The following is an 18,050-nucleotide window of genomic DNA, read 5'->3' on the forward strand; positions in this document are numbered from 1 at the left end:
AAAATCCAAGAACCGCAGGTTCTTGGATTTTTCTTGGTTTGGTGGCGATAGCGAGAGCAAAACACCCGGTCCCATCCCGAACCCGGAAGTTAAGTGCCTTTGCGCCAATGGTACTGCGTCTTAAGGCGTGGGAGAGTAGGTCACTGCCAAACCTAGTAAAATCCAAAACTCAAAAACGATAACATAAACGCTAACTACTAGGACAAATCGTCCTCAAGTAGCAAAGCGCTAGGACATCATAACTGTCGCGGGATGGAGCAGCCCGGTAGCTCGTCAGGCTCATAACCTGAAGGTCGTAGGTTCAAATCCTACCCCCGCAACCAAAATCACACACAATATCAAATACTTGGTTCCCGACAGAAATACTGGGGAATTATAAGCGCATCTCATGTCAACGCCATGTCAACGTTTGGCGAGTCGCATCCTCCGAAAAGCCGTAATCGTTGGTAATCAGCCAAACCCAAGGACGGTCGATTATGTTCGGGCATATTGGAACGGATTGGCCAGACCAGCCGGTGACGGCGATCGTGACCACCACAGTATAATCTCCGCAAAGAATGCGGAGTATAGGTCGGATAATCTCCGCACAGCACGCCTAGCCTATCCAGGATCGTCCGCTAGATCCGCTTTTTCCATTCCGCGCCTAGCATGGATGCTCAACGATCTCGTTTGGGCATGCACACACGGGCCTCTTGGCATCGCCGTGGCGCTCGTGGCATGACTTGCGCATGATTGAATTCCGCACGCTTCCTGATGATCACCCAGACTTAATGCGCTCGCCGCTGCTGCGCGGTGCCCTGTTGACGCTGCAATATGTCCAGGAGCACGGATCGATCGGCCTCACCCAAACCAAGGCGTTTAAGCGTGTTTTCGTCCACTGGGCCGTGGAGCACTTCGATTGGCCGGGGAAAAGCGCCGAAGAAATGTTCCGCTACAACAGGGTCATCAACGAGTATGAATTCCCACCTCTTGAGGTTCTGCACTTTCTTCTAATCTCATTGCGCCTCGGCCGGCACTACAAGGGGGCGTTTCGGTTGACGAAGAAAGGCGCAGAATTGGCACGATCGCCAGGGCACTTGTTTGCCGAGTTGATCCCATACTTCGTGCTTCGCATCGATCACGCGTCCTATGCGCGTTTTGACGATCAGCCGTTTGGCAAATGGGACGTCTGGATGAATGTCATCAACGTCGAGGCTGACCAAGGCACCACTGAGGCAGCTTTGTACCAGGCCTTCTATGGCGAGCCAGAGGATTGGCACACCGCAGGATGGCGGGCGATGGCCGCATTCTCATCATGTGTCTTGCGGCCGCTTGAGTGGGCGGGATTGTTGATGGAGACCCGAGACAACGCTCCGGGCAAACACGATTGTCACGTCTTCAAGACCCAGCTTTGGCGCAGCGCCCTCAAACTCGACACCGATGAGATGCTGCGACCGGTACACGTTCAGTGATCAGCGGCAGTGGATTTTGGTGATCATTTATGACCTAAGTTGACGTCCCTAAAATTTGATGGTGGTCCATTACCATCAAACTCCGTTGCCAACGGAATATCCCTTAATATTGCCATCAAAGACTTTGACCTTCTGTAGCTGCCAACGTAACGCCTTGGCGGCAAGGCAATTACGCGGTTGTTGCCAACCAACTTCCCTATAAACTTGGCACCACTGAGCATTGGGAAGCAAATGGTTGTATTGACTCTGCGGTGCCTGAATATGGATTTGCCTCATGATAGGGTGTAGGAACCCATCATGGATTTTGTCTTCTACGATCTTGAAACCACGGGGATCTCGCCCGAGTTCGACCAGCCGCTGCAGTTCGCCGCGATCTGGACGGATGAGAATTTCGTGGAAAAGGATCGGGTCAACATCCGCTGCCGGTTGGCGCCCCATATTTTGCCCTCACCGCAAGCGTTGGTTGTGACCCGCGTCACCCCTGATCAGTTGACTGACCCAAACCTGCCGTCGCTGTTTGAGTTTTCGCAGCAGGTGGCTGAGTTCACCGAGCGATGGGCGCCGGCGATTTGGGTTGGCTACAACACGATGAAGTTCGACGAGGAGGTGCTGCGTCAGACCTTCTACCAGAACCTGTCGCCGAACATTTATGCCACGCAGTTCAATGGCAACACGCGCTTTGACATTTTGCCTGCTGTCTATGCCGCTTATGCCCGACACCCGGATCTACTCGCCTGGCCCACCGATGACACTGGCCGGCGAAGCTTCAAGCTTGATCGGCTGGCGCCTGCAAATGGCTTCAATGCCCATAACGCGCATGATGCCCAGGGGGATGTTGAGGCGACCATCCACATCGCACGCCTAATCGCAACGCGCAGCCCGGCGCTTTGGTCTGAATTGATCGACAACGCTCATAAGGCACGCGTGCAGGCAAAGCTTGAAAGCTTTCGGCCCTATGAGCTGATCACACGCTTTGGCGGTGGTGAGCCGCGATCCTACGTGGGGTGTTTCTGCGGATACTCTCACGGCAACAGCGCGCAGGCCGCGTTTTTTGACCTGGATGCTGCGGACCCAGCCGATTTTCTCGAAGCCTCTGATGAGGCGGTCTTTGCAGCAGTAGATGCCACGCCGAAGATCATTAGGGGCGTGTCCACAAATAAGGCCCCTGCGCTTCTCGAACACACTGCGCCCAGCGCGGAGCATCTGCGCCGGGCGACGGTCATCGCTAACGCGCCTGAGTTTCGTCAGCGAGTAGGCGCGGCAATGGCCGCTCGCTTCGTCGAAGATCCCGACGCTCCGCCCAAACCGGTTGAGCGGCAAATCTATGGGGAATTCTACTCCAACGCCGACAAGCAGCTCTTGCAGGAGTTTCAGCATGCGACCTGGCCGCGCCGGCAAGAAATCGCTGCAAGTTTTTCAGATACTCGGCTGCGTCAGCTCGGTCGGCGGCTGGTGGCGTTTTACAGCGCTGAACTGCTGACGGCAGATGAGATGGCGCTCTTCAAAGTCTATCTGCGCGATAAGTGGTCGGCGCCCGACGTCCCTGAAACCGAATGGATGACCTTCAAAAAAGCGGAGCCCGCACTAAGCGATTTGCGTGCTGCCGGTGCTGCGGAGCCCCGCGAGCTTGACGCGATTGCTTCATTTCTGTGTGAGCGGTGTGCAGGTGGTTCCTAGGAGTCCCAACACTTGCAGTATTCGGGGTGCGATATCTCGCCTCGGTTGGCCGGCGAAAAAAAGAAAATTCCACCGTACGACTGCCGCAACTGTGGGGCTGAAGGGGGCCCCCAATTTGAATGGATTACGGTGGCTTTGCACTGGCAGCATCTGGTAGGTTGGGAGGGGAGCGGTCGTTCGCTGCGAGATGCGCAAACGACCGATATGCGCAAAGATCAGCTATTTAGGACTCGCGTCGGAAGCTCAGCGCCACGTTTGACGCTGCGCCGGCGTGGATCTGTGCCACTATTGACTTTCTTGGCCCCCGAGATGACCGTGAGTCCGCACTCAGGAGCCACGGGCCAAGTGGAACTCGGAGGACGTTTTTGCGGGCCTTTTTCGATCGATGCGCCAACAATGCTCTTTAGGTCGTGTTGCGTGATTATCCTGCGTAGCTTGAGAAAGAAACGAAAGGTCTATTTTTCCGACGCTAATGTCAAAATGCCTGCAACCCTGCATCAAGAGTGCCTGTAAACGCGGGCGCTTCTGAGGAAATATAGCGCTATGAAATTCATCGTTGTCCCAACTAAGTCAGACCATGCGCCCAAAGAAGGTATGGAGGTTGGCTACCTTTGGACAGACCAGTGGGATGACTGGTTCACCTACAACAGGCTCTGTTGCACAAATCGCGCGAGGGATTCATCTCGTGAATCCAGCATGGTAGCTGGGATGCATGAGCAGACCTACACCTCCGACCTACAGGACCAGGAACTGGCCAGCCTATAACGAAGCGCTCAAGCGCCGGGGCTCGCTGACGATCTGGTTCGACCCCGAGATGAGATGGGATGCCGTGCCGACAGGCAGGCGTGGCCGCCAACAGACCTACAGCGATGCTGCCATTCAAACGTGCCTTACGATGAAGGTTCTGTTCGGCATGGCGCTCCGGCAGACGAGCGGCTTCGTCGAGAGCCTGCTGCGGCTGGTTGGCCTCGACTGGACGGTGCCTGACTTCAGCACCCTGTCCCGCCGCCAGAAGACCTTGGCCGTGAACATCCCGTATCGCGGTTCCAAGGGCCCGCTGCACCTGCTGATCGACAGCACCGGGATCAAGGTCGAAGGTGAAGGCGAATGGCACGCGCGCAAGCATGGCGGCCCTAAACGTCGCGTTTGGCGCAAGATTCATCTCGGGATTGATGAGGAAACACTGGAGGTCCGCGCTGTCGAGATCACCGGGAGCCACATCGGTGATGCGCCGGTGTTACCCGACCTGCTCGGTCAGATCCCGGCGGACGAGCAGATCGGCAGCGTCACCGCCGACGGCGCCTACGACACCCGCAAATGCCACGATGCCATCGCTGACCGTGGCGCCCACGCTGTCATTCCGCCCCGCAAGAACGCCAAACCGTGGAAGACAGTCACCGCCGGCGCGGTCGCACGAAACGAAGCACTGCGGACATCGAAGTACCTCGGCCGCGCGCTCTGGCGACGATGGAGCGGATACCACCGCCGCAGCCGCGTCGAAACGAAGATGCACTGTGTGAAACTGCTGGGCCAGACTTCGGCGACGACCTGCTGCTGAAAGAGGTGCAGGCGCGTGTCGTCGCCGTGCTGCGCATGGCCGAGGCGCTCTCGCCGAAGTATCATGTGGTGGTGGCCAATCCGCCTTATATGGGCAACGGAGGAATGAACCCCACACTCAAGAGTTGGATTGAGAAAAACTACCCATCGGGCAAGGCCGACCTGATGACGGCTTTCATTGTCGCGTGCCAAAGATTGAACAAGTCAAAAGGGACAGCCGCGATAGTGACGCTGGATAGTTGGATGTTCCTCTCTTCGTTCAAAGACCTTCGACAGCAACTGATCCGAAACGCTTCTATTCAAACACTGATGCACGTAGGCTGGAACTGTTTTCCTGACGGCCATGTTTATAACCGGGGGGTTGGTTTTACTGTGCAGGCCAGTGCGAACCAAGGTGTCGGAAATTATATCAATCTGAGCAATGTTCCTGCCGTCGTCGATAAGCATCAGCTATTCCACGAGAGGTTAACGGAAAACGAAGTCATTTCCGTAAGAAATGACGAGTTTCTCAAAGTTCCAGCAAGCCCTATTGCATATTGGCTGCCTAACTTCTCCATTTTTGAAGGACAGCTATTTCGTGATATCTGGACATCCGGCGGAAGATTGAAAACGCATGGAAGCGACAGATACATTCGCTTCGTTTGGGAAACAGCCAAAGACAAGAAGCACTGGCGTCGTTTGACCAAAGGTGGTGAGGTTCGCAAGCACTATGGGAACGAGGAACACTTGGTCGACTGGTCTGCCGAAGCAGTCAAACACTACGATTCAGTCGGAGGCCTATACCCCGAGAGCTTCCAGCGCAAAGAAGGGATAACTTGGACTAAAGTTACTTCGGCCAACCCAACCTTCCGCATCAAGCGAGATATAGCTGAATACGATTCCGGTGGACCTGTCATTTTTAACGATGACTATAGTTGCGACTATGTAGCCTTGGCAGCTTTGAACAGCCAGCCGACAAGGTTCTTTCTGGACGCCATCAACCCAACAATAAACACGCAAGTTAACGACGTTTTGTCCCTCCCTACAGCAAGTCTTGCTGACACCGTTGCAACGAATGTTGGCAATGCCGAGAAAAAATTGGTTGCTATCTCACGCTCCGACTGGGACGCCTACGAAACCTCTTGGGATTTCACCACGCTCCCGTTGCTCTCGCTCGATCACCGCGCCAACACGCTCGAGGACACCTACGCCCAACTGCGCGCCAATTGGCAGTCCATGACGGATGAGATGCAGCGGCTGGAGGAAGAGAACAACCGCATCTTCATCGACGCCTACGGCCTGCAGAACGAGCTGACCCCCGAAGTGCCGATCGAGGAGATCACCCTCACCTGCAACCCCGCCTATCGCTATGGCGTGAAGAACTCCGAGGCCGACCGCGAAACCCGCCTGCGCGCGGATACCATGGCCGAGTTCCTCAGCTATGCCGTGGGCTGCATGTTCGGGCGCTACAGCCTTGATGCGCCGGGCCTGATCCTCGCCAATCAGGGCGAGACACTGGCCGACTACCTCACCCGCATCCCCGAGCCGACCTTCATGCCGGACGAAGACAACGTCATCCCCGTGCTTGATGGCGACTGGTTCGCCGATGACATCACCGAACGCTTCCGCCTGTTCCTGCGCGTGACATTTGGCGAGGCGCATTTCCGCGAGAACCTGAGGTATATCGAGGACGCCCTTGGCAAGGACATCCGCAAGTATTTCACCAAGGATTTCTACACCGACCACGTGAAGCGCTACAAAAAGCGCCCGATCTACTGGATGTTCTCCTCACCCAAGGGGACGTTCAACGCGCTGATCTACATGCACCGGTATCGGGCCGACACGGTGTCGGTGCTGCTCAACGACTATCTGCGCGAATTCATCAGCAAGCTTGAAGGGGAGCGCGGGCGGCTTGAGAAGCTGTCAGATGACATGAGCGCCAGCCAAGGCCAGCGCACCAAGGCGCTGAAGGACATGGCCGTCATCGCCAAACAAATCGACGAGCTGAACGAATGGGAGCGCGATGTCGTCTTCCCGTTGGCGCAGGCCAAGATCGAGATCGACCTCGATGACGGGGTGAAGGCGAACTATCCCAAATTTGGCGAGGCACTGAAGAAGATACCAGGGCTGGAGGCGAAGGATGACTGACCGGATCACCGCCAGCCTGACACGCCTCTTTGACGAGCATCGCATCGTCTTCTGGTATGACGCTGCGCGCGACATGCGGGGGGAGTTCGACGCGGTTGAGCTGGCTGGCGTGACCAAGGTGGAGATCGCCAACAACCAGTTCGGCCTCAAATACCGGATGCTGCGGCAGGAGCCGAAGGCGAAGTTTCTAGTATTCCATGACGGGTCAGAGCCTGAGAATGCGGCGAACTGGCTGCTGGACCTGCAATTGGCAACGGCGGTGTTCAAGGCGGATCAGGCTGGGATCTGGCTGGGTGAGCTGGGCCTGCCGCCGCAATTCGAAAGCGTTGTGCGCGATCACATGGAGTTTTACCGCTCCAAAGCCCGTGTGGCCGAGCTGAAACGCCTTTTGCATGCTGCAGACACGCAGTCCCAGGTGCGGCTGCGCATGCTGGCCGTCTGCGCTGGTGCTGAAGGTGGGCTTGATACGGTTGTCGAGGCGCTCTTGGGTGAGTTGGCGGATGGCCGCGATGATGCCATGCGGCTGATCGAGCGGTCTGGTCTGACCGAGGTGTTCTGGAAGCAAGTCGGAAATGCTTATGGCTATCAGCCGGATCAGCCCGACCTTGAAGACTTTGCGATCGCACTTTTTCAGTCGGCGTACCTGCGGGCGCTTGGCGAGGATGGGAAGCTGAACGCCGAGGCGCTTTTGGTCTTCCGTCGGTGGAAGAACAACCGCCACTGGGAAACTGCATTCGAGACGTTGGCCGCGCGCTATCAGGGCTTGCTCAAGATCCCAGAGGACTTGTCCAAGCGCGACTTTCGTGCGGTCATGGCCGTCGACCATTTCGAGGAAATCGATCGCCACATCATCCGGCAGCTCGTGCATGCAATGTCGACCCAGACAGTCAGCGCGTCTGAGGTGCTGAAATGGGTGCGCGAACGCCGGCAGAGCCATTGGTATGGCACCTACGAGGACATCTATCAGGCGATCGGCTTTGCGACCGAATTTCAGCAGGCGCTCGCCGAGGCCAATCTGGGGATGACGAGCCCTGCCGAAGGGGTGAAGCGGTACGTCAGCAGCTGGTACAAGCTCGACCAGCTCTATCGCAAGTTCATCTACCATATGCAGCGCAGTGGTCATGCCTCGCTGCTTTCAGAACTCTACGAGGCGGTCGAAAACAGATACACCAATAGCTTCCTCTTGAAGCTGAATGACGCCTGGCAGGATCAGGTTGCCGGACTGACCAGTTGGACAATCCCCGGCTACGCACGCCAGAGCGCTTTCTATGTCGAACAGGCTGCAGAGTTCCGCCGTCGAGACCAAAAAGTCGTGGTCATAGTCTCGGATGCCCTGCGCTTCGAGGTGGCCGAGGAATGCTTGCGTCGTATCCGGGCGCTGAATCGGTTTGATGCAGAGCTGAAGCCCATGATCAGCGCGCTACCCAGCTATACACAGCTCGGGATGGCAGCGCTCTTGCCGAACAGAGAGCTGTCTTTCGCAACTGATGGCAGCGGATCGGTTCTGTCGGGGGGCGAAAGCACCCAAGGCCTCGCGGCGCGCGAGAAGATATTGGCAACAGGACGTGCAGGCGATCGCGCCAAGGCTCTATCCGCACGCGATGTGCTCGATATGCGAGTCGATGAAGGCAAAGAGCTCTTCCGCGACAATGACGTGGTCTATATCTACCACAACTTGATCGATGCGATTGGCGACAAGCTGCAGACCGAGGATCAGCTGCCCAAGGCGGCAGAAGATGCGATCGAAGAGCTGACCAAGCTCGTTCGGAAACTGACGTCGGCGAATTTCTCAAATATCCTGATCACAGCGGATCATGGCTTCCTCTATCAACATCGAGCGCTGGATGAGAGCGACTTTGCTGTCGCTGATCCCAAGGGCGACGAAATCATGCTGCGCAATCGCCGCTTCGTCATCGGTCGCGGCCTGGACGAAACCGCCGGCATGAAAAAGTTCACCTCGGCCAACCTCGGCCTCACTGGTGACCTCGAAGTCTTGATCCCGAACTCGATCAACCGTCTTCGGGTCAAAGGGGCGGGCAGCCGGTTTGTGCATGGTGGGGCCTCGCTGCAGGAAATCGTTATCCCGGTCATTCGCGTTGGCAAGCAGCGCGAAGCGGATGTGAACCAGGTCGAGGTGCAGATTATTGTGTCCGGCCGCAGCCAGATCACTTCTGGACAGACGGCGGTGATCTTCTACCAGGCGCAACCGGTCTCCGAGAAGATGCAGGCGCGCGAGCTGGTCGCGGGTATCTATGCCGCCGACGACACACTGATTTCAGACGAGCATGTCCTGCAGTTCGATTTCACCTCTGAGAACGCCCGCGAGCGCGAAATGCCTCGGAAGTTCCTGCTGTCGCGAGAGGCGGACAAATTCAACCACCAAGACGTATTCCTGAAACTGCGCGAGCGGGTTGGCAAGACGAGCCACTATCAGGACTACACAAGCCACCGCTTCCAGTTGAAACGTGGCATCACAACAGATTTTGACTTTTGAGGAGCGGGCCCATGAGTGATCTCGACGCCAGGATCAATGAACATTTCGCGGGCTTTGTCGTGCGCAAGGACCTGGTCAAGGCGGTCAAGGGCAACGCGATCGTTCCGACCTATGTGCTCGAGTATCTCCTCGGCCAGTACTGTGCCACGGACGACGAAGCTTCGATCGCCACAGGTATCGAGACCGTCAAAGAAATCCTGCGCAAACATTATGTCCATCGCAGCGAGGCGGGGCTCATTCAGTCGACGATCAAGGAAAAGGGCCGTTACAAGGTCATCGACCAGATCAGCGTGTCGCTGAACGAGAAGACCGATAGCTACGAGGCGACCTTCGACAACCTCGGCATCAAGAAGGTTGCGGTCGACAGCGGTACGATCAAAGCGCACCCAAAGCTGCTAGTGACGGGCGTCTGGTGCATCGCAGATGTGCAATACGAGTTCTCGGAAGATGCGCGCATCTCGCCGTGGATCCTCGAGACCATTAAGCCCATTCAGATCGCCAAGGTCGATTATGACGGCTACCGAGAAGCGCGGGGCAGTTTTAACACTGACGATTGGATTGACCTTCTGATGCAGAGCATCGGGTTCAACCCGGAGGCCTTTGGGCGTCGGGCGAAGCTCTTGCAGTTGATGCGCCTGATCCCCTTCGTGGAACGGAACTATAACATCATCGAGCTCGGCCCCAAGGGGACGGGCAAGTCGCACATCTATTCGGAGTTTTCGCCGCATGGTCAGCTGATCTCGGGTGGCGAGGTGACGATCCCGAAGCTCTTCGTGAACAACTCGAACGGTCGCATTGGCCTTGTCGGCTACTGGGACGTCGTGGCTTTCGACGAGTTCGCCGGCCGGGAAAAGACCGCGAACAAGGCGCTGGTCGACATCATGAAAAACTATATGGCCAACAAGACCTTCTCCCGGGGGGTGAACCCCATGGGGGCCGAGGCCAGTTTCGCGTTTGTCGGCAACACCGACCACAACGTGCCCTTCATGCTGAAAAACAGCGACCTCTTTGAAGCCCTACCGCCGCAGTTCCATGACTCGGCCTTCATCGATCGTCTGCATGCCTATCTGCCCGGCTGGGAAATCGACGTGATCCGCGGCGAGATGTTCACGAAGGGGTATGGCTTCATCGTCGACTACCTCGCCGAGATCCTGCGCCACCTGCGCCAGGAGGATTTCTCGCACCGGCCGGACCAGCATTTCAAAATCAGCGAGAAAATTTCGACACGGGATCGGGACGCGATCTACAAGACGATGTCGGGTCTTCTGAAGCTGATCTTCCCGAATGGCGGTGAGACTGCGGAAGATGTCGAAGAGTTGCTGCGCCTTGCCATGGAAAGTCGCAAGCGGGTCAAAGACCAGTTGACCCGCATCGACAGTACTTATCCCGAGGTCGATTTCCATTACCTTGGCACGGATGGTGCCAAGCGCCGTGTGACCACGGTTGAGGAGGAAGAATACCCGCAATTCTACCACCTAAAGCCCGCGCTGGACCCGAAGGAGCAGGAACAGTCAGAAACGTCAGCTGGTGCTGGTGAGGCCACATCTGCCGGTGAGGAAGGGGTATCGACGTCAGAGTCTGCTTCGGAGGCTGCGCGCCCCGTCAAAGTAAAGGCGAAGCCCGTTCTCGAAGAAGGCCACCATGTCTTTACAGAGGATCGCAAGGGGATCAGCTACGATCGGCTCTTCGGCCCTTACATCCAAGGCGCATCAAAGATCATCGTGACAGACCCCTATGTCCGATACTTCTACCAAATCCGAAACATGATGGAATTCGTTGAAATGGTTATCCGGCGGAAATCGCCCGAGGACCAGGTCAGCGTTCACCTCGTCACAGGGCCAGACGATGGCAATGTTGGGAAGCAACGCGAGCTGTTGGACTCGATCCTGGACGCCTGTGTTGGCTCGGGCGTTGAATTCACATGGGCCTTCGATGGCACAGGAACAGCGCATGCGCGTGATATCGTTACCGATACTGGCTGGAAGATCGTGCTGGATCGTGGCCTCGATATTTTCCAGGCGCCGATCAAGAAGGACGGGTTTTCGCTCAGTGATCGGTTGCAGGAGCACCGCATCATCAAGGGCTTTTATGTGACCTACGTTCGCGCCGAGCAGGGGTAAGCCGCATGTTCCGCATCGATAAAGACGACAACTCGATCAAGCCGCTCAAGGCCCGCAGCTTTTCCGAATTGGGATTCAAGGAGCGTCAGCACCTGCAGGAGTGGATCGCCAAGTATCCATCCTGTCTTGGTGAGGATTTGTTGATCATCCAGAAGGAATTTGCGGGGTTTTCCGATACGCAAGAGCGCCTCGATCTGTTGGCGTTGGACAAGAAGGGCCGCTTGGTCATCATCGAAAACAAGCTCGACGACACAGGCAAGGACGTCACCTGGCAGGCCATGAAATACGCCTCCTACTGCGCAAGCCTGAAAACTGAGAGCATCTGTGGCATCTATCAGGATCACCTGACCAAGACTGGCCAGCCCGGTACGGCGAGCGAGCTGATTGCCGATTTCCTGGAAGTGGCCGATTTGTCGGAGGTCACGCTCAACCGTGGAGTGTCACAGCGGATTATGTTGATTGCTGCGAACTTTCGCAAAGAGGTGACCTCTACCGTTCTGTGGCTGATGAACTTCAAGCTCCAGGTTCAGTGCTTCAAGGTCACGCCGTGGTCGATGGGAGACGATCTCTTTCTAAACGTCGAGCAGATCATCCCTGTGAAGGATACACAGGACTTCGTGATTGGCCTGGCAGACAAGGCTCAGGACGAAGTGCAAACCTCTTCTGCGGAAGCCGCCCGGAACACCATACGGCGCGAGTTCTGGGGCGAAGTGATCCGCGTCATGCAGACCAAATCACGCCTATACGACAATATTTCCGCGGGGGTCGCCAATTGGATCGGTGCGGGGTCTGGCATGCGTGGCGTTGGCTTCAATTTTGCCGCGGCGGGCAAGTACGGGCGCGCGGAGATTTATATCGATCGGGGTGAGCAGGCCGAGAACAAGTATGTCTTCGATCAGCTTCTCGCCCAGCGCGAAGCCCTTGAGGCGGCGTTTGGTGGGCCGTTGGTATGGGAGCGCCTCGATCATCGACGCGCGTGTCGGATCAAATGCGAGACCGAAGCCGATATGTTCGAGCGTGAGGACTGGCCGCGCATGATCGAGTTCATGACGGATGCGATGGTGCGCATTGAAAAGGCGTTTCGCGATCCGCTGCAGAAATTGAACGCCGATGTCCGGTCACGCACGTTCGAGCCGGAGGCTGGTGGGGACGGTTCGTGATTGGTCTTGGCAAAAAAGACGAAGACGGCAAGCAGGTCCGGATCGAACATCGAGGGAAATACACCCGCGCTTCTCGCACGGGCGGTGTGGCGGTTCGGGCTGAAGAGAAGGTGGGCCCGGTCAACTTGACGGCCAACTCGTCGAAGGGCCTGCGGGCGTCCACCCGGGTTGCCAACGGCACACGTATGGCACTGCAGAACGGAAGGTTTCAGCTGATCGGTCGTTGGCGGGCAGGACCGCATGGCTTCAACCTGTCCAAAACCGGTGTCAGCGCGTCGGTGAAGAACAAGGCAGGTACTTTAAACTTCCTGAAGCCCCAGTACTCGTCGTTCAAGTTTGCCGGCGTACAGCTGCGCGGCAAGAAGGCGGCCCAGCTGCAGGTCATCTACATGCTGATCACCGCAGCCGTGGTCTTGCTGGCCTTTATGGCGCGTGCTGCAATTTATCTTTTGTGGCTCTTGGCTCTGCCGATTTTGTTCGTGTGGGATCTTCTAGTCGGATTTGTGGAGGGGATGCGTGATGCGTAGCTGGGCTCTTCGGTTTCTTAGCCACTCATGCCCCGCGTTGCTATGCGTCCCTATGATGGTCCAGCCCGTCCAAGCAGACCCAATGGTCGACTTCATCATCGAGCAGTTCCAGGAACAGTGCGATGCTGAACAGGCGAATTTCCGCGGGATTGACGACGATCTTGATGCGCCGCTGCAGGGCGTCTTGAGCCTGTCCGAGGATGCCATTTATGACATTGCGCTGACACCAGACGGTGTCACGGGCACGGTTCTCTATAACGAGTTTCACTGCACCAATGTTGGATATGGCTGGTGCGGCTCGGGTGGCTGCGGCTTCCATCTGATCGTGGACGGGGTCGCCTTTTTCCGCCGGAGTGGATTTCGTCCGTTCTCAGTGCTGCAAGGGGAGAAATCATTTGTTCTGATCCCCATCCATGGGAGCGGTTGTGTCACAAGTGACGGGAACAGCGGGGCAGGCGCAGACCCGTGCTATGTGGTGGCAACTTGGGATGCCGACGTGGCGACCTTCAGAAGCAAGGGCGGCGAAATTGATCTCAGCCCGATAAATCCGTGAGGGGCTGTGCTGAAGACTGTTGGCGCAAAGCGGGCCAAACGCTGGAGATAGAATGAAAGGAGCGCTGCAGTTCTTCGTCTGGTTTGTTATCGCGTTCCTAGCGGTGCATGGTTTTATCGATCTGGTCTTTTGACCTCCCTCACCACCATCCCCGTCAAATGCCAGACTGCCGCCATCAGGATCCCCATATTGAATGCAAACTCGTTAGCGCAGCTCTGCTTGAAGAAGTCCCCCTCGAGGAACATGCAGGATCCCTTGCAGAGTTGAACGACGGGGCATGACATGCATTCGTCCCGGAACGCAAAATGCGTCGCGGTATCGAGCGCGATGGCGTCGAAGTCGGCAACATGGCCGATCTTGTGGGCCCCCTTAGCGCCGGTGTTCTGACAGGTCATAACATTGCCACGCAGGTCGACGGCGATGGCGTCGGGGCTGTCCATGCCGCATTTCTGGCCGAGGGCCTCGATGGGGCGCCGCCGCTGAATCGAGGCAAAGAACTCGTTGATGCGCTCGCCGAGGCCAAAAGCGTTCGGATCCTCAACCAGCGCCTCGAAGATCGAGTGCGTCAGGCTGTTCAGCTCCACCGGTTCGAACCGACCTGTCCCTACGGCGGTCGCTGCGTCATAGACATTCACGACGCCCTCGAGCCCGACGAAGATGTCCGGCCCAACTTTTTCGGCGAACCATGCCTTGAGCTTGCGAAGGTCATGATGCTGGCGCGTCAGCACCGCATTGAACCCGGTCTTTTCCGGGCGCTCGGCCAACAGGGTGTGGATCCAGTGGCTCTTGTCGGGATCGTCGAACGGATCCGGGCCGCGCAGATGCTGACCGGGCCCGTCGTGTGAGATCGTGATTTCAATGTCGTGTTCGGCGATGAAATCCAGCTTTTCGCGGGAGAGGAGCGAGCCGTTCGTGACGATCGAGAAGCGCGCCGCCGGAAAGCGCTCCGCCAGCGCGGGGATCAGCCGCTTGATCTTTGCCCAGTAAAGAAACGGCTCCCCGCCCCAAAGCTCGACCTTTTCCGGGGCGTCGGTGATCCAGCCGTCAAGCTCAGTCAGGAAGTGCTCGACATCGGCCAGCTTCGAGACCGTGGCATCGGCGATCTGGAAGGCCTGGCTGCAATAGCTGCAGGCATAGTTGCACGAGAGCCCGAGCTGGATTTTCAGGATGCGGGGAGCGCGAGATTTTCCGAGGGGCTTGTCTTTGGCCACGCGGGCAACCTGCGCAAATATTCCTGGTTCAACCGGCAGCGGCAGCCCTTCACATTCGGAGGTGTGCGGGTTGTAGCTCACGTGATGGCGGCTGCCGTCACGCGCTTCCAGGGTCAGATCGAACCACATCAGTCAAAAAGCCTTTCCTCGATCGCCACAGGCAGGTTGACGCGGAAGTTTGCGACCACCTGGACATGGGGCACGCTCCCCTCATAGGGGTGCTGGTTGTGGGGAATATGGGAGGGGAAGAAGACCGAGAGTCCTGGTCGCGGATTGACCGAGTAGCCGTGCCGCGCCTCGAAGGGCAGCCGGCCCTCGTCAAAGTACCGCGACGGATCCTCGATTACAAAGCGGGGGGTGCCGACAGAATTCACTGGCTGCCCCACCCCGCCGCCAGTCAGGAAGTGCACGCAGGTCAGATCCCCCTCGCGGCTGTCCTTGTGGGTGGAGATGAAGCCGCCCGGTTCGATGACCAATGCGCGGTTTTCGCAATGGTCGGGGTCGAGATATTTGGCCCAAGGGCCAAGGACGGCGCGCGCGCAGGTGAAGAGATGGGCCTTCAGCGCCTGACCGGCTTCGCTCCGCTCGAGAATGCCGCGCACACGGCGCTTTGCTGCGTTGGCCATCGACCCGTTTTCGGTGGCCTCGACGGCGGCGATGGCCTGGTTGGCCAGTTGCCGGTTCACCGCCCAATCCACTGGCGTCTCGAAGAACGTGACCCGCGTCGGCCAGAGGTCGACACTCGTGCTTCGGATTTCCATCGTCAGCACCGGCAATTGCAGTTGCAGTTATAATATTGGCGGTTCGCTGTTATGGTCACTGCTCCGCTGCTGCCGCCGCCGGAAAGCGAGCCAACATAGCAGTTGGATGTGCAAGCACCCCCTCCACAGCTTTGGTAGAGCAAGCCAAATAGACTTTGGCCTGAGGTTGGCGTGGTATTGCTCACCGTCACGCCCGTGATGTCCCCGGTTCCAATCGCCGGCTTGTTGGCGATACGCGACCAATCCACGTTTCCGCTGTCGTCAATCACGATGGTGGTTCCGACCTTATAGGCCATGGCAGCCTCCTTGCGCCTGATGGGCCAGGATCTCAGAGAGACCGGCCTTGCAGTGAGAATTGGGTAGATCGAGGGAGCAAAGGACGGGGATGCACATCCGTTCGTCGCCCTCGAAATAGGTGCTGTCATGGGGCAAGTGGCCCTCGAAGACGAGCATGGAGCCCGTGCGTGGCTCGACTGCATAGGGTGCATCGCCATGTTGCTGCAGTCGCTCGGTGAGGTTCCCGGCCAGAATGCTGGCGCGAGCGGGGAGACTGGCAGCGCCATCTGACGCGTCGCCGCCCTCCGCTAGTTCCACCTGCCGCCCCAGTATGCGCGGCCCGAGCCCCGACAGGAACGCCATGGCCTTGGTGGGTTCAACCAGCAGCGGAGTGTTGAAAGCGCGTGCGGCAATGCGGGCATGGAGCATCAGGCTTGGTCCTCGTCAGGGCGCGAGCGGTCTTCCGCGTCATCGGTCTCATTGTTTGGCTCGGCCTCATCGTCCTCGATAGGAACCGCCTGCACGCCTTGCGCGGGCGATCCTGGCCGGCGGAAATCAAGGCCCAGTGCACGTTCGCGTTCCCGCTCGGATGCGATTTCCCGATCAACTTGCTCCGCGTCATAGCCGCGTTCGGCGATGGCCTGCGTTCGGGATTTCAGGCCCGCCTCGATCTGGGCGATTTCGGCATTGGCGTCTTTCAGTGGGTCGACCCAATCCCATTTGGTGGGCAACCAATCTGCTGCCAGCATCCGCGGGCGTTCAGCTTCATAGCCCGGCAGGGCCAGCGTGCCGGACAGAACGGCCAGATCGAGCCAGCGCGCATAGACCGGGCGGCAGAGCTGGTAGACCATCACCGAATGCTGCCAGGCGGAGACGCGGCGGCGGAACTCGATCAGCGCCAGGCGCGAGTTGGAGAAGTTCCCCTTCACCATGTCATTCGCGAGATAGGGGTACGGGATGCCTAACGCTGCCGAGATCTGCAGTAGCGTCCGGTACTGGAAAGGCTCGTAGGTTGCCCCGCTATCGGCGGGCTGGCCGACGGTCACATCCTCGCCGGGATCCAGTCGCACGATTTGACCGGGGCTGATCTCGACGCCTGCGGGCATCTCTTCATCGTCCAAGGGCGCGAGCGGGTTCTCCGGGGCGGGCGAGGTCACGAACATCGCGTACATCGCGGCGACCTTTTTGCGGTCGAGCTCGGCATCGTCATATTGGTCGAGCAGGAACAGCTTCACGATGGCGGGCGCCAGTTTCGAGACGCCGCGCAGCTGACCACCCTCCACTGGGTCGATGACGTGGATGACCTCCGAGGCGGGCACCCTGACAATCTCTCCAGAGAGCCCCGGATCGGTGCTGTCGCTCGGATGGCGGCGGAAGAAGTGATAGGCCACACGGCGCCCGATCCGGTCAAACTCGATGCCCTGCCGGATGGCATTACCGTTGCGCGCCACGCCCGTTTCATGAAGCGGCAGCATTTCCGAGGGCAGCATCTGGAGTTGGAGCGGTACCGTGAGGCCGTCCTCCACCCGCCGCGGCCTGATCCGAACAAAGACTTCGCCTGCCAGGAACACCTCACGCGCCGCTCGCCGCTGAAGCCCGTAGAAATCCGTCAAGCCCTCGGCATCGGCCTCATCCGTCCAGGCGAACCAGAGCCGCTGCAGCTCTTCCTTTTGGGCGGCATCCGCCAGCTTCGAGATAGGCTTGATCCCGTCGCCCACCGTATTGGCCGCCCAGCTTTCCACCGCGTTCACGGCATAGCCATTGTTGCGCACGAGCCAGCGGGCACGGGCGGTGATGTCGGGCCCGGAGGCCGCAATCAAGGCATTCACATGCGCGCGTGTCGCTTGGAACCCACGCAGGCGGCGATGATGCTGGCCAGCATCGAAGCCACCTATGAAGGCCCCAAGGCGCTGTCGCCAGTTCATCAGAGATCCTTCACGGCATTTGGGCGCAACACGCGCCCAGCGCCGCGTTCGAGTTTCGCGATGCGCCGTTCGACATCACCTATGGCCGCGGCAAGCTCGGCGTCGGTGCCATAATTCACCGTCTTGCCGTCATAGCTCACAGACCGTGTGCCGCTGTAGCGCGCGGCCAAGAGCGCGCTGTGCCGGAGTTTTAGCTCGTCGAGGGTCATTC

Annotated in this window: 14 protein-coding genes, 1 tRNA gene, 1 rRNA gene and 1 pseudogene; 11 read left to right on the forward strand and 6 right to left on the reverse strand. The window is 58.2% G+C overall.

Features of this window, described 5'->3' with window-relative positions; all coding sequences use genetic code 11:
• The first annotated feature begins 37 nt into the window (after window positions 1-37).
• The 11 genes and pseudogenes from rrf (at window position 38) to JZI28_RS00510 (ending at window position 13,666) form a co-directional block, all read left to right on the forward strand.
• Window positions 38-152: ribosomal RNA gene (gene rrf / locus JZI28_RS00460) — 5S ribosomal RNA — on the forward strand.
• 94 nt (window positions 153-246) lie between these two features.
• Window positions 247-323: transfer RNA gene (locus JZI28_RS00465), tRNA-Met, on the forward strand.
• Between the two features lie 405 nt (window positions 324-728).
• Window positions 729-1,451 carry a hypothetical protein gene (locus tag JZI28_RS00470; RefSeq protein ID WP_375698867.1) on the forward strand — a complete coding sequence of 241 codons (723 nt, stop codon included), beginning with the start codon at window positions 729-731 and terminating at the stop codon, window positions 1,449-1,451.
• A 297-nt stretch (window positions 1,452-1,748) separates the two neighbouring features.
• Window positions 1,749-3,128, forward strand: coding sequence for an exonuclease domain-containing protein (locus JZI28_RS00475; RefSeq protein WP_375698868.1), 1,380 nt, complete (start codon window positions 1,749-1,751; stop codon window positions 3,126-3,128).
• 712 nt (window positions 3,129-3,840) lie between these two features.
• Window positions 3,841-4,662: pseudogene (locus tag JZI28_RS00480) on the forward strand (IS5 family transposase); the annotation flags it as partial.
• 59 nt (window positions 4,663-4,721) lie between these two features.
• A complete protein-coding gene (pglX, locus tag JZI28_RS00485) occupies window positions 4,722-6,812 on the forward strand; it encodes a BREX-1 system adenine-specific DNA-methyltransferase PglX (RefSeq protein WP_375700057.1) in 2,091 nt (696 codons plus the stop codon).
• A complete protein-coding gene (gene pglZ, locus JZI28_RS00490; protein WP_375698869.1) occupies window positions 6,805-9,306 on the forward strand; it encodes a BREX-1 system phosphatase PglZ type A in 2,502 nt (833 codons plus the stop codon). Before pglX ends, pglZ begins: the two co-directional genes overlap by 8 nt.
• An 11-nt stretch (window positions 9,307-9,317) precedes the next feature.
• Window positions 9,318-11,426 (forward strand): BREX system Lon protease-like protein BrxL, encoded by a 2,109-nt coding sequence (gene brxL / locus JZI28_RS00495; RefSeq protein WP_375698870.1) that lies wholly within the window; start codon window positions 9,318-9,320, stop codon window positions 11,424-11,426.
• Between the two features lie 5 nt (window positions 11,427-11,431).
• Window positions 11,432-12,586: a DUF4268 domain-containing protein gene (locus JZI28_RS00500; RefSeq protein ID WP_375698871.1), complete on the forward strand. Its 1,155-nt coding sequence runs from the start codon at window positions 11,432-11,434 to the stop codon at window positions 12,584-12,586.
• Entirely contained in the window at window positions 12,583-13,113 is a 531-nt protein-coding gene (locus JZI28_RS00505) for a hypothetical protein (protein WP_375698872.1), read from the forward strand. The genes JZI28_RS00500 and JZI28_RS00505 overlap by 4 nt, the downstream gene beginning before the upstream one ends.
• An 82-nt stretch (window positions 13,114-13,195) precedes the next feature.
• Entirely contained in the window at window positions 13,196-13,666 is a 471-nt protein-coding gene (locus tag JZI28_RS00510; protein ID WP_375698873.1) for a hypothetical protein, read from the forward strand.
• 113 nt (window positions 13,667-13,779) lie between these two features.
• Here the strand turns inward: JZI28_RS00510 and JZI28_RS00515 are convergent, their stop codons facing one another.
• Genes JZI28_RS00515 through JZI28_RS00540 form a run of 6 tightly spaced genes read right to left on the reverse strand, consistent with a single transcriptional unit; the run spans window position 13,780 to window position 18,048 of the window.
• A complete protein-coding gene (locus tag JZI28_RS00515; RefSeq protein WP_375698874.1) occupies window positions 13,780-15,006 on the reverse strand; it encodes a radical SAM protein in 1,227 nt (408 codons plus the stop codon).
• Window positions 15,006-15,638, reverse strand: a complete 633-nt coding sequence (locus JZI28_RS00520) for a hypothetical protein (protein ID WP_375698875.1) — start codon at window positions 15,636-15,638, stop codon at window positions 15,006-15,008. Before JZI28_RS00520 ends, JZI28_RS00515 begins: the two co-directional genes overlap by 1 nt.
• A 2-nt stretch (window positions 15,639-15,640) precedes the next feature.
• Window positions 15,641-15,934 (reverse strand): hypothetical protein, encoded by a 294-nt coding sequence (locus tag JZI28_RS00525; protein ID WP_375698876.1) that lies wholly within the window; start codon window positions 15,932-15,934, stop codon window positions 15,641-15,643.
• Complete coding sequence (locus JZI28_RS00530) at window positions 15,924-16,343, reverse strand: hypothetical protein (protein WP_375698877.1); 420 nt, start codon at window positions 16,341-16,343, stop codon at window positions 15,924-15,926. Before JZI28_RS00530 ends, JZI28_RS00525 begins: the two co-directional genes overlap by 11 nt.
• Entirely contained in the window at window positions 16,343-17,839 is a 1,497-nt protein-coding gene (locus JZI28_RS00535) for a phage portal protein (protein WP_375698878.1), read from the reverse strand. Before JZI28_RS00535 ends, JZI28_RS00530 begins: the two co-directional genes overlap by 1 nt.
• Entirely contained in the window at window positions 17,839-18,048 is a 210-nt protein-coding gene (locus JZI28_RS00540; RefSeq protein ID WP_375698879.1) for a phage head-tail joining protein, read from the reverse strand. The genes JZI28_RS00535 and JZI28_RS00540 overlap by 1 nt, the downstream gene beginning before the upstream one ends.
• Window positions 18,049-18,050 lie beyond the last annotated feature (2 nt).

Source organism: Pseudophaeobacter sp. TrK17 (assembly GCF_042192375.1).
Lineage (GTDB): Bacteria > Pseudomonadota > Alphaproteobacteria > Rhodobacterales > Rhodobacteraceae > Pseudophaeobacter.

Excerpts from the sequence above, each read along its gene's own strand:
- JZI28_RS00540 (WP_375698879.1), bottom strand. The coding sequence starts at position 18,048 with ATGACCCTCGACGAGCTAAAACTCCGGCACAGCGCGCTCTTGGCCGCG.
- brxL (WP_375698870.1), top strand. The coding sequence starts at position 9,318 with ATGAGTGATCTCGACGCCAGGATCAATGAACATTTCGCGGGCTTTGTC.
- JZI28_RS00530 (WP_375698877.1), bottom strand. The coding sequence starts at position 16,343 with ATGCTCCATGCCCGCATTGCCGCACGCGCTTTCAACACTCCGCTGCTG.
- JZI28_RS00525 (WP_375698876.1), bottom strand. The coding sequence starts at position 15,934 with ATGGCCTATAAGGTCGGAACCACCATCGTGATTGACGACAGCGGAAAC.
- JZI28_RS00535 (WP_375698878.1), bottom strand. The coding sequence starts at position 17,839 with ATGAACTGGCGACAGCGCCTTGGGGCCTTCATAGGTGGCTTCGATGCT.
- JZI28_RS00500 (WP_375698871.1), top strand. The coding sequence starts at position 11,432 with ATGTTCCGCATCGATAAAGACGACAACTCGATCAAGCCGCTCAAGGCC.
- JZI28_RS00470 (WP_375698867.1), top strand. The coding sequence starts at position 729 with ATGATTGAATTCCGCACGCTTCCTGATGATCACCCAGACTTAATGCGC.
- JZI28_RS00520 (WP_375698875.1), bottom strand. The coding sequence starts at position 15,638 with ATGGAAATCCGAAGCACGAGTGTCGACCTCTGGCCGACGCGGGTCACG.
- JZI28_RS00475 (WP_375698868.1), top strand. The coding sequence starts at position 1,749 with ATGGATTTTGTCTTCTACGATCTTGAAACCACGGGGATCTCGCCCGAG.
- JZI28_RS00510 (WP_375698873.1), top strand. The coding sequence starts at position 13,196 with ATGGTCGACTTCATCATCGAGCAGTTCCAGGAACAGTGCGATGCTGAA.
- JZI28_RS00515 (WP_375698874.1), bottom strand. The coding sequence starts at position 15,006 with ATGTGGTTCGATCTGACCCTGGAAGCGCGTGACGGCAGCCGCCATCAC.
- pglZ (WP_375698869.1), top strand. The coding sequence starts at position 6,805 with ATGACTGACCGGATCACCGCCAGCCTGACACGCCTCTTTGACGAGCAT.
- pglX (WP_375700057.1), top strand. The coding sequence starts at position 4,722 with ATGGCCGAGGCGCTCTCGCCGAAGTATCATGTGGTGGTGGCCAATCCG.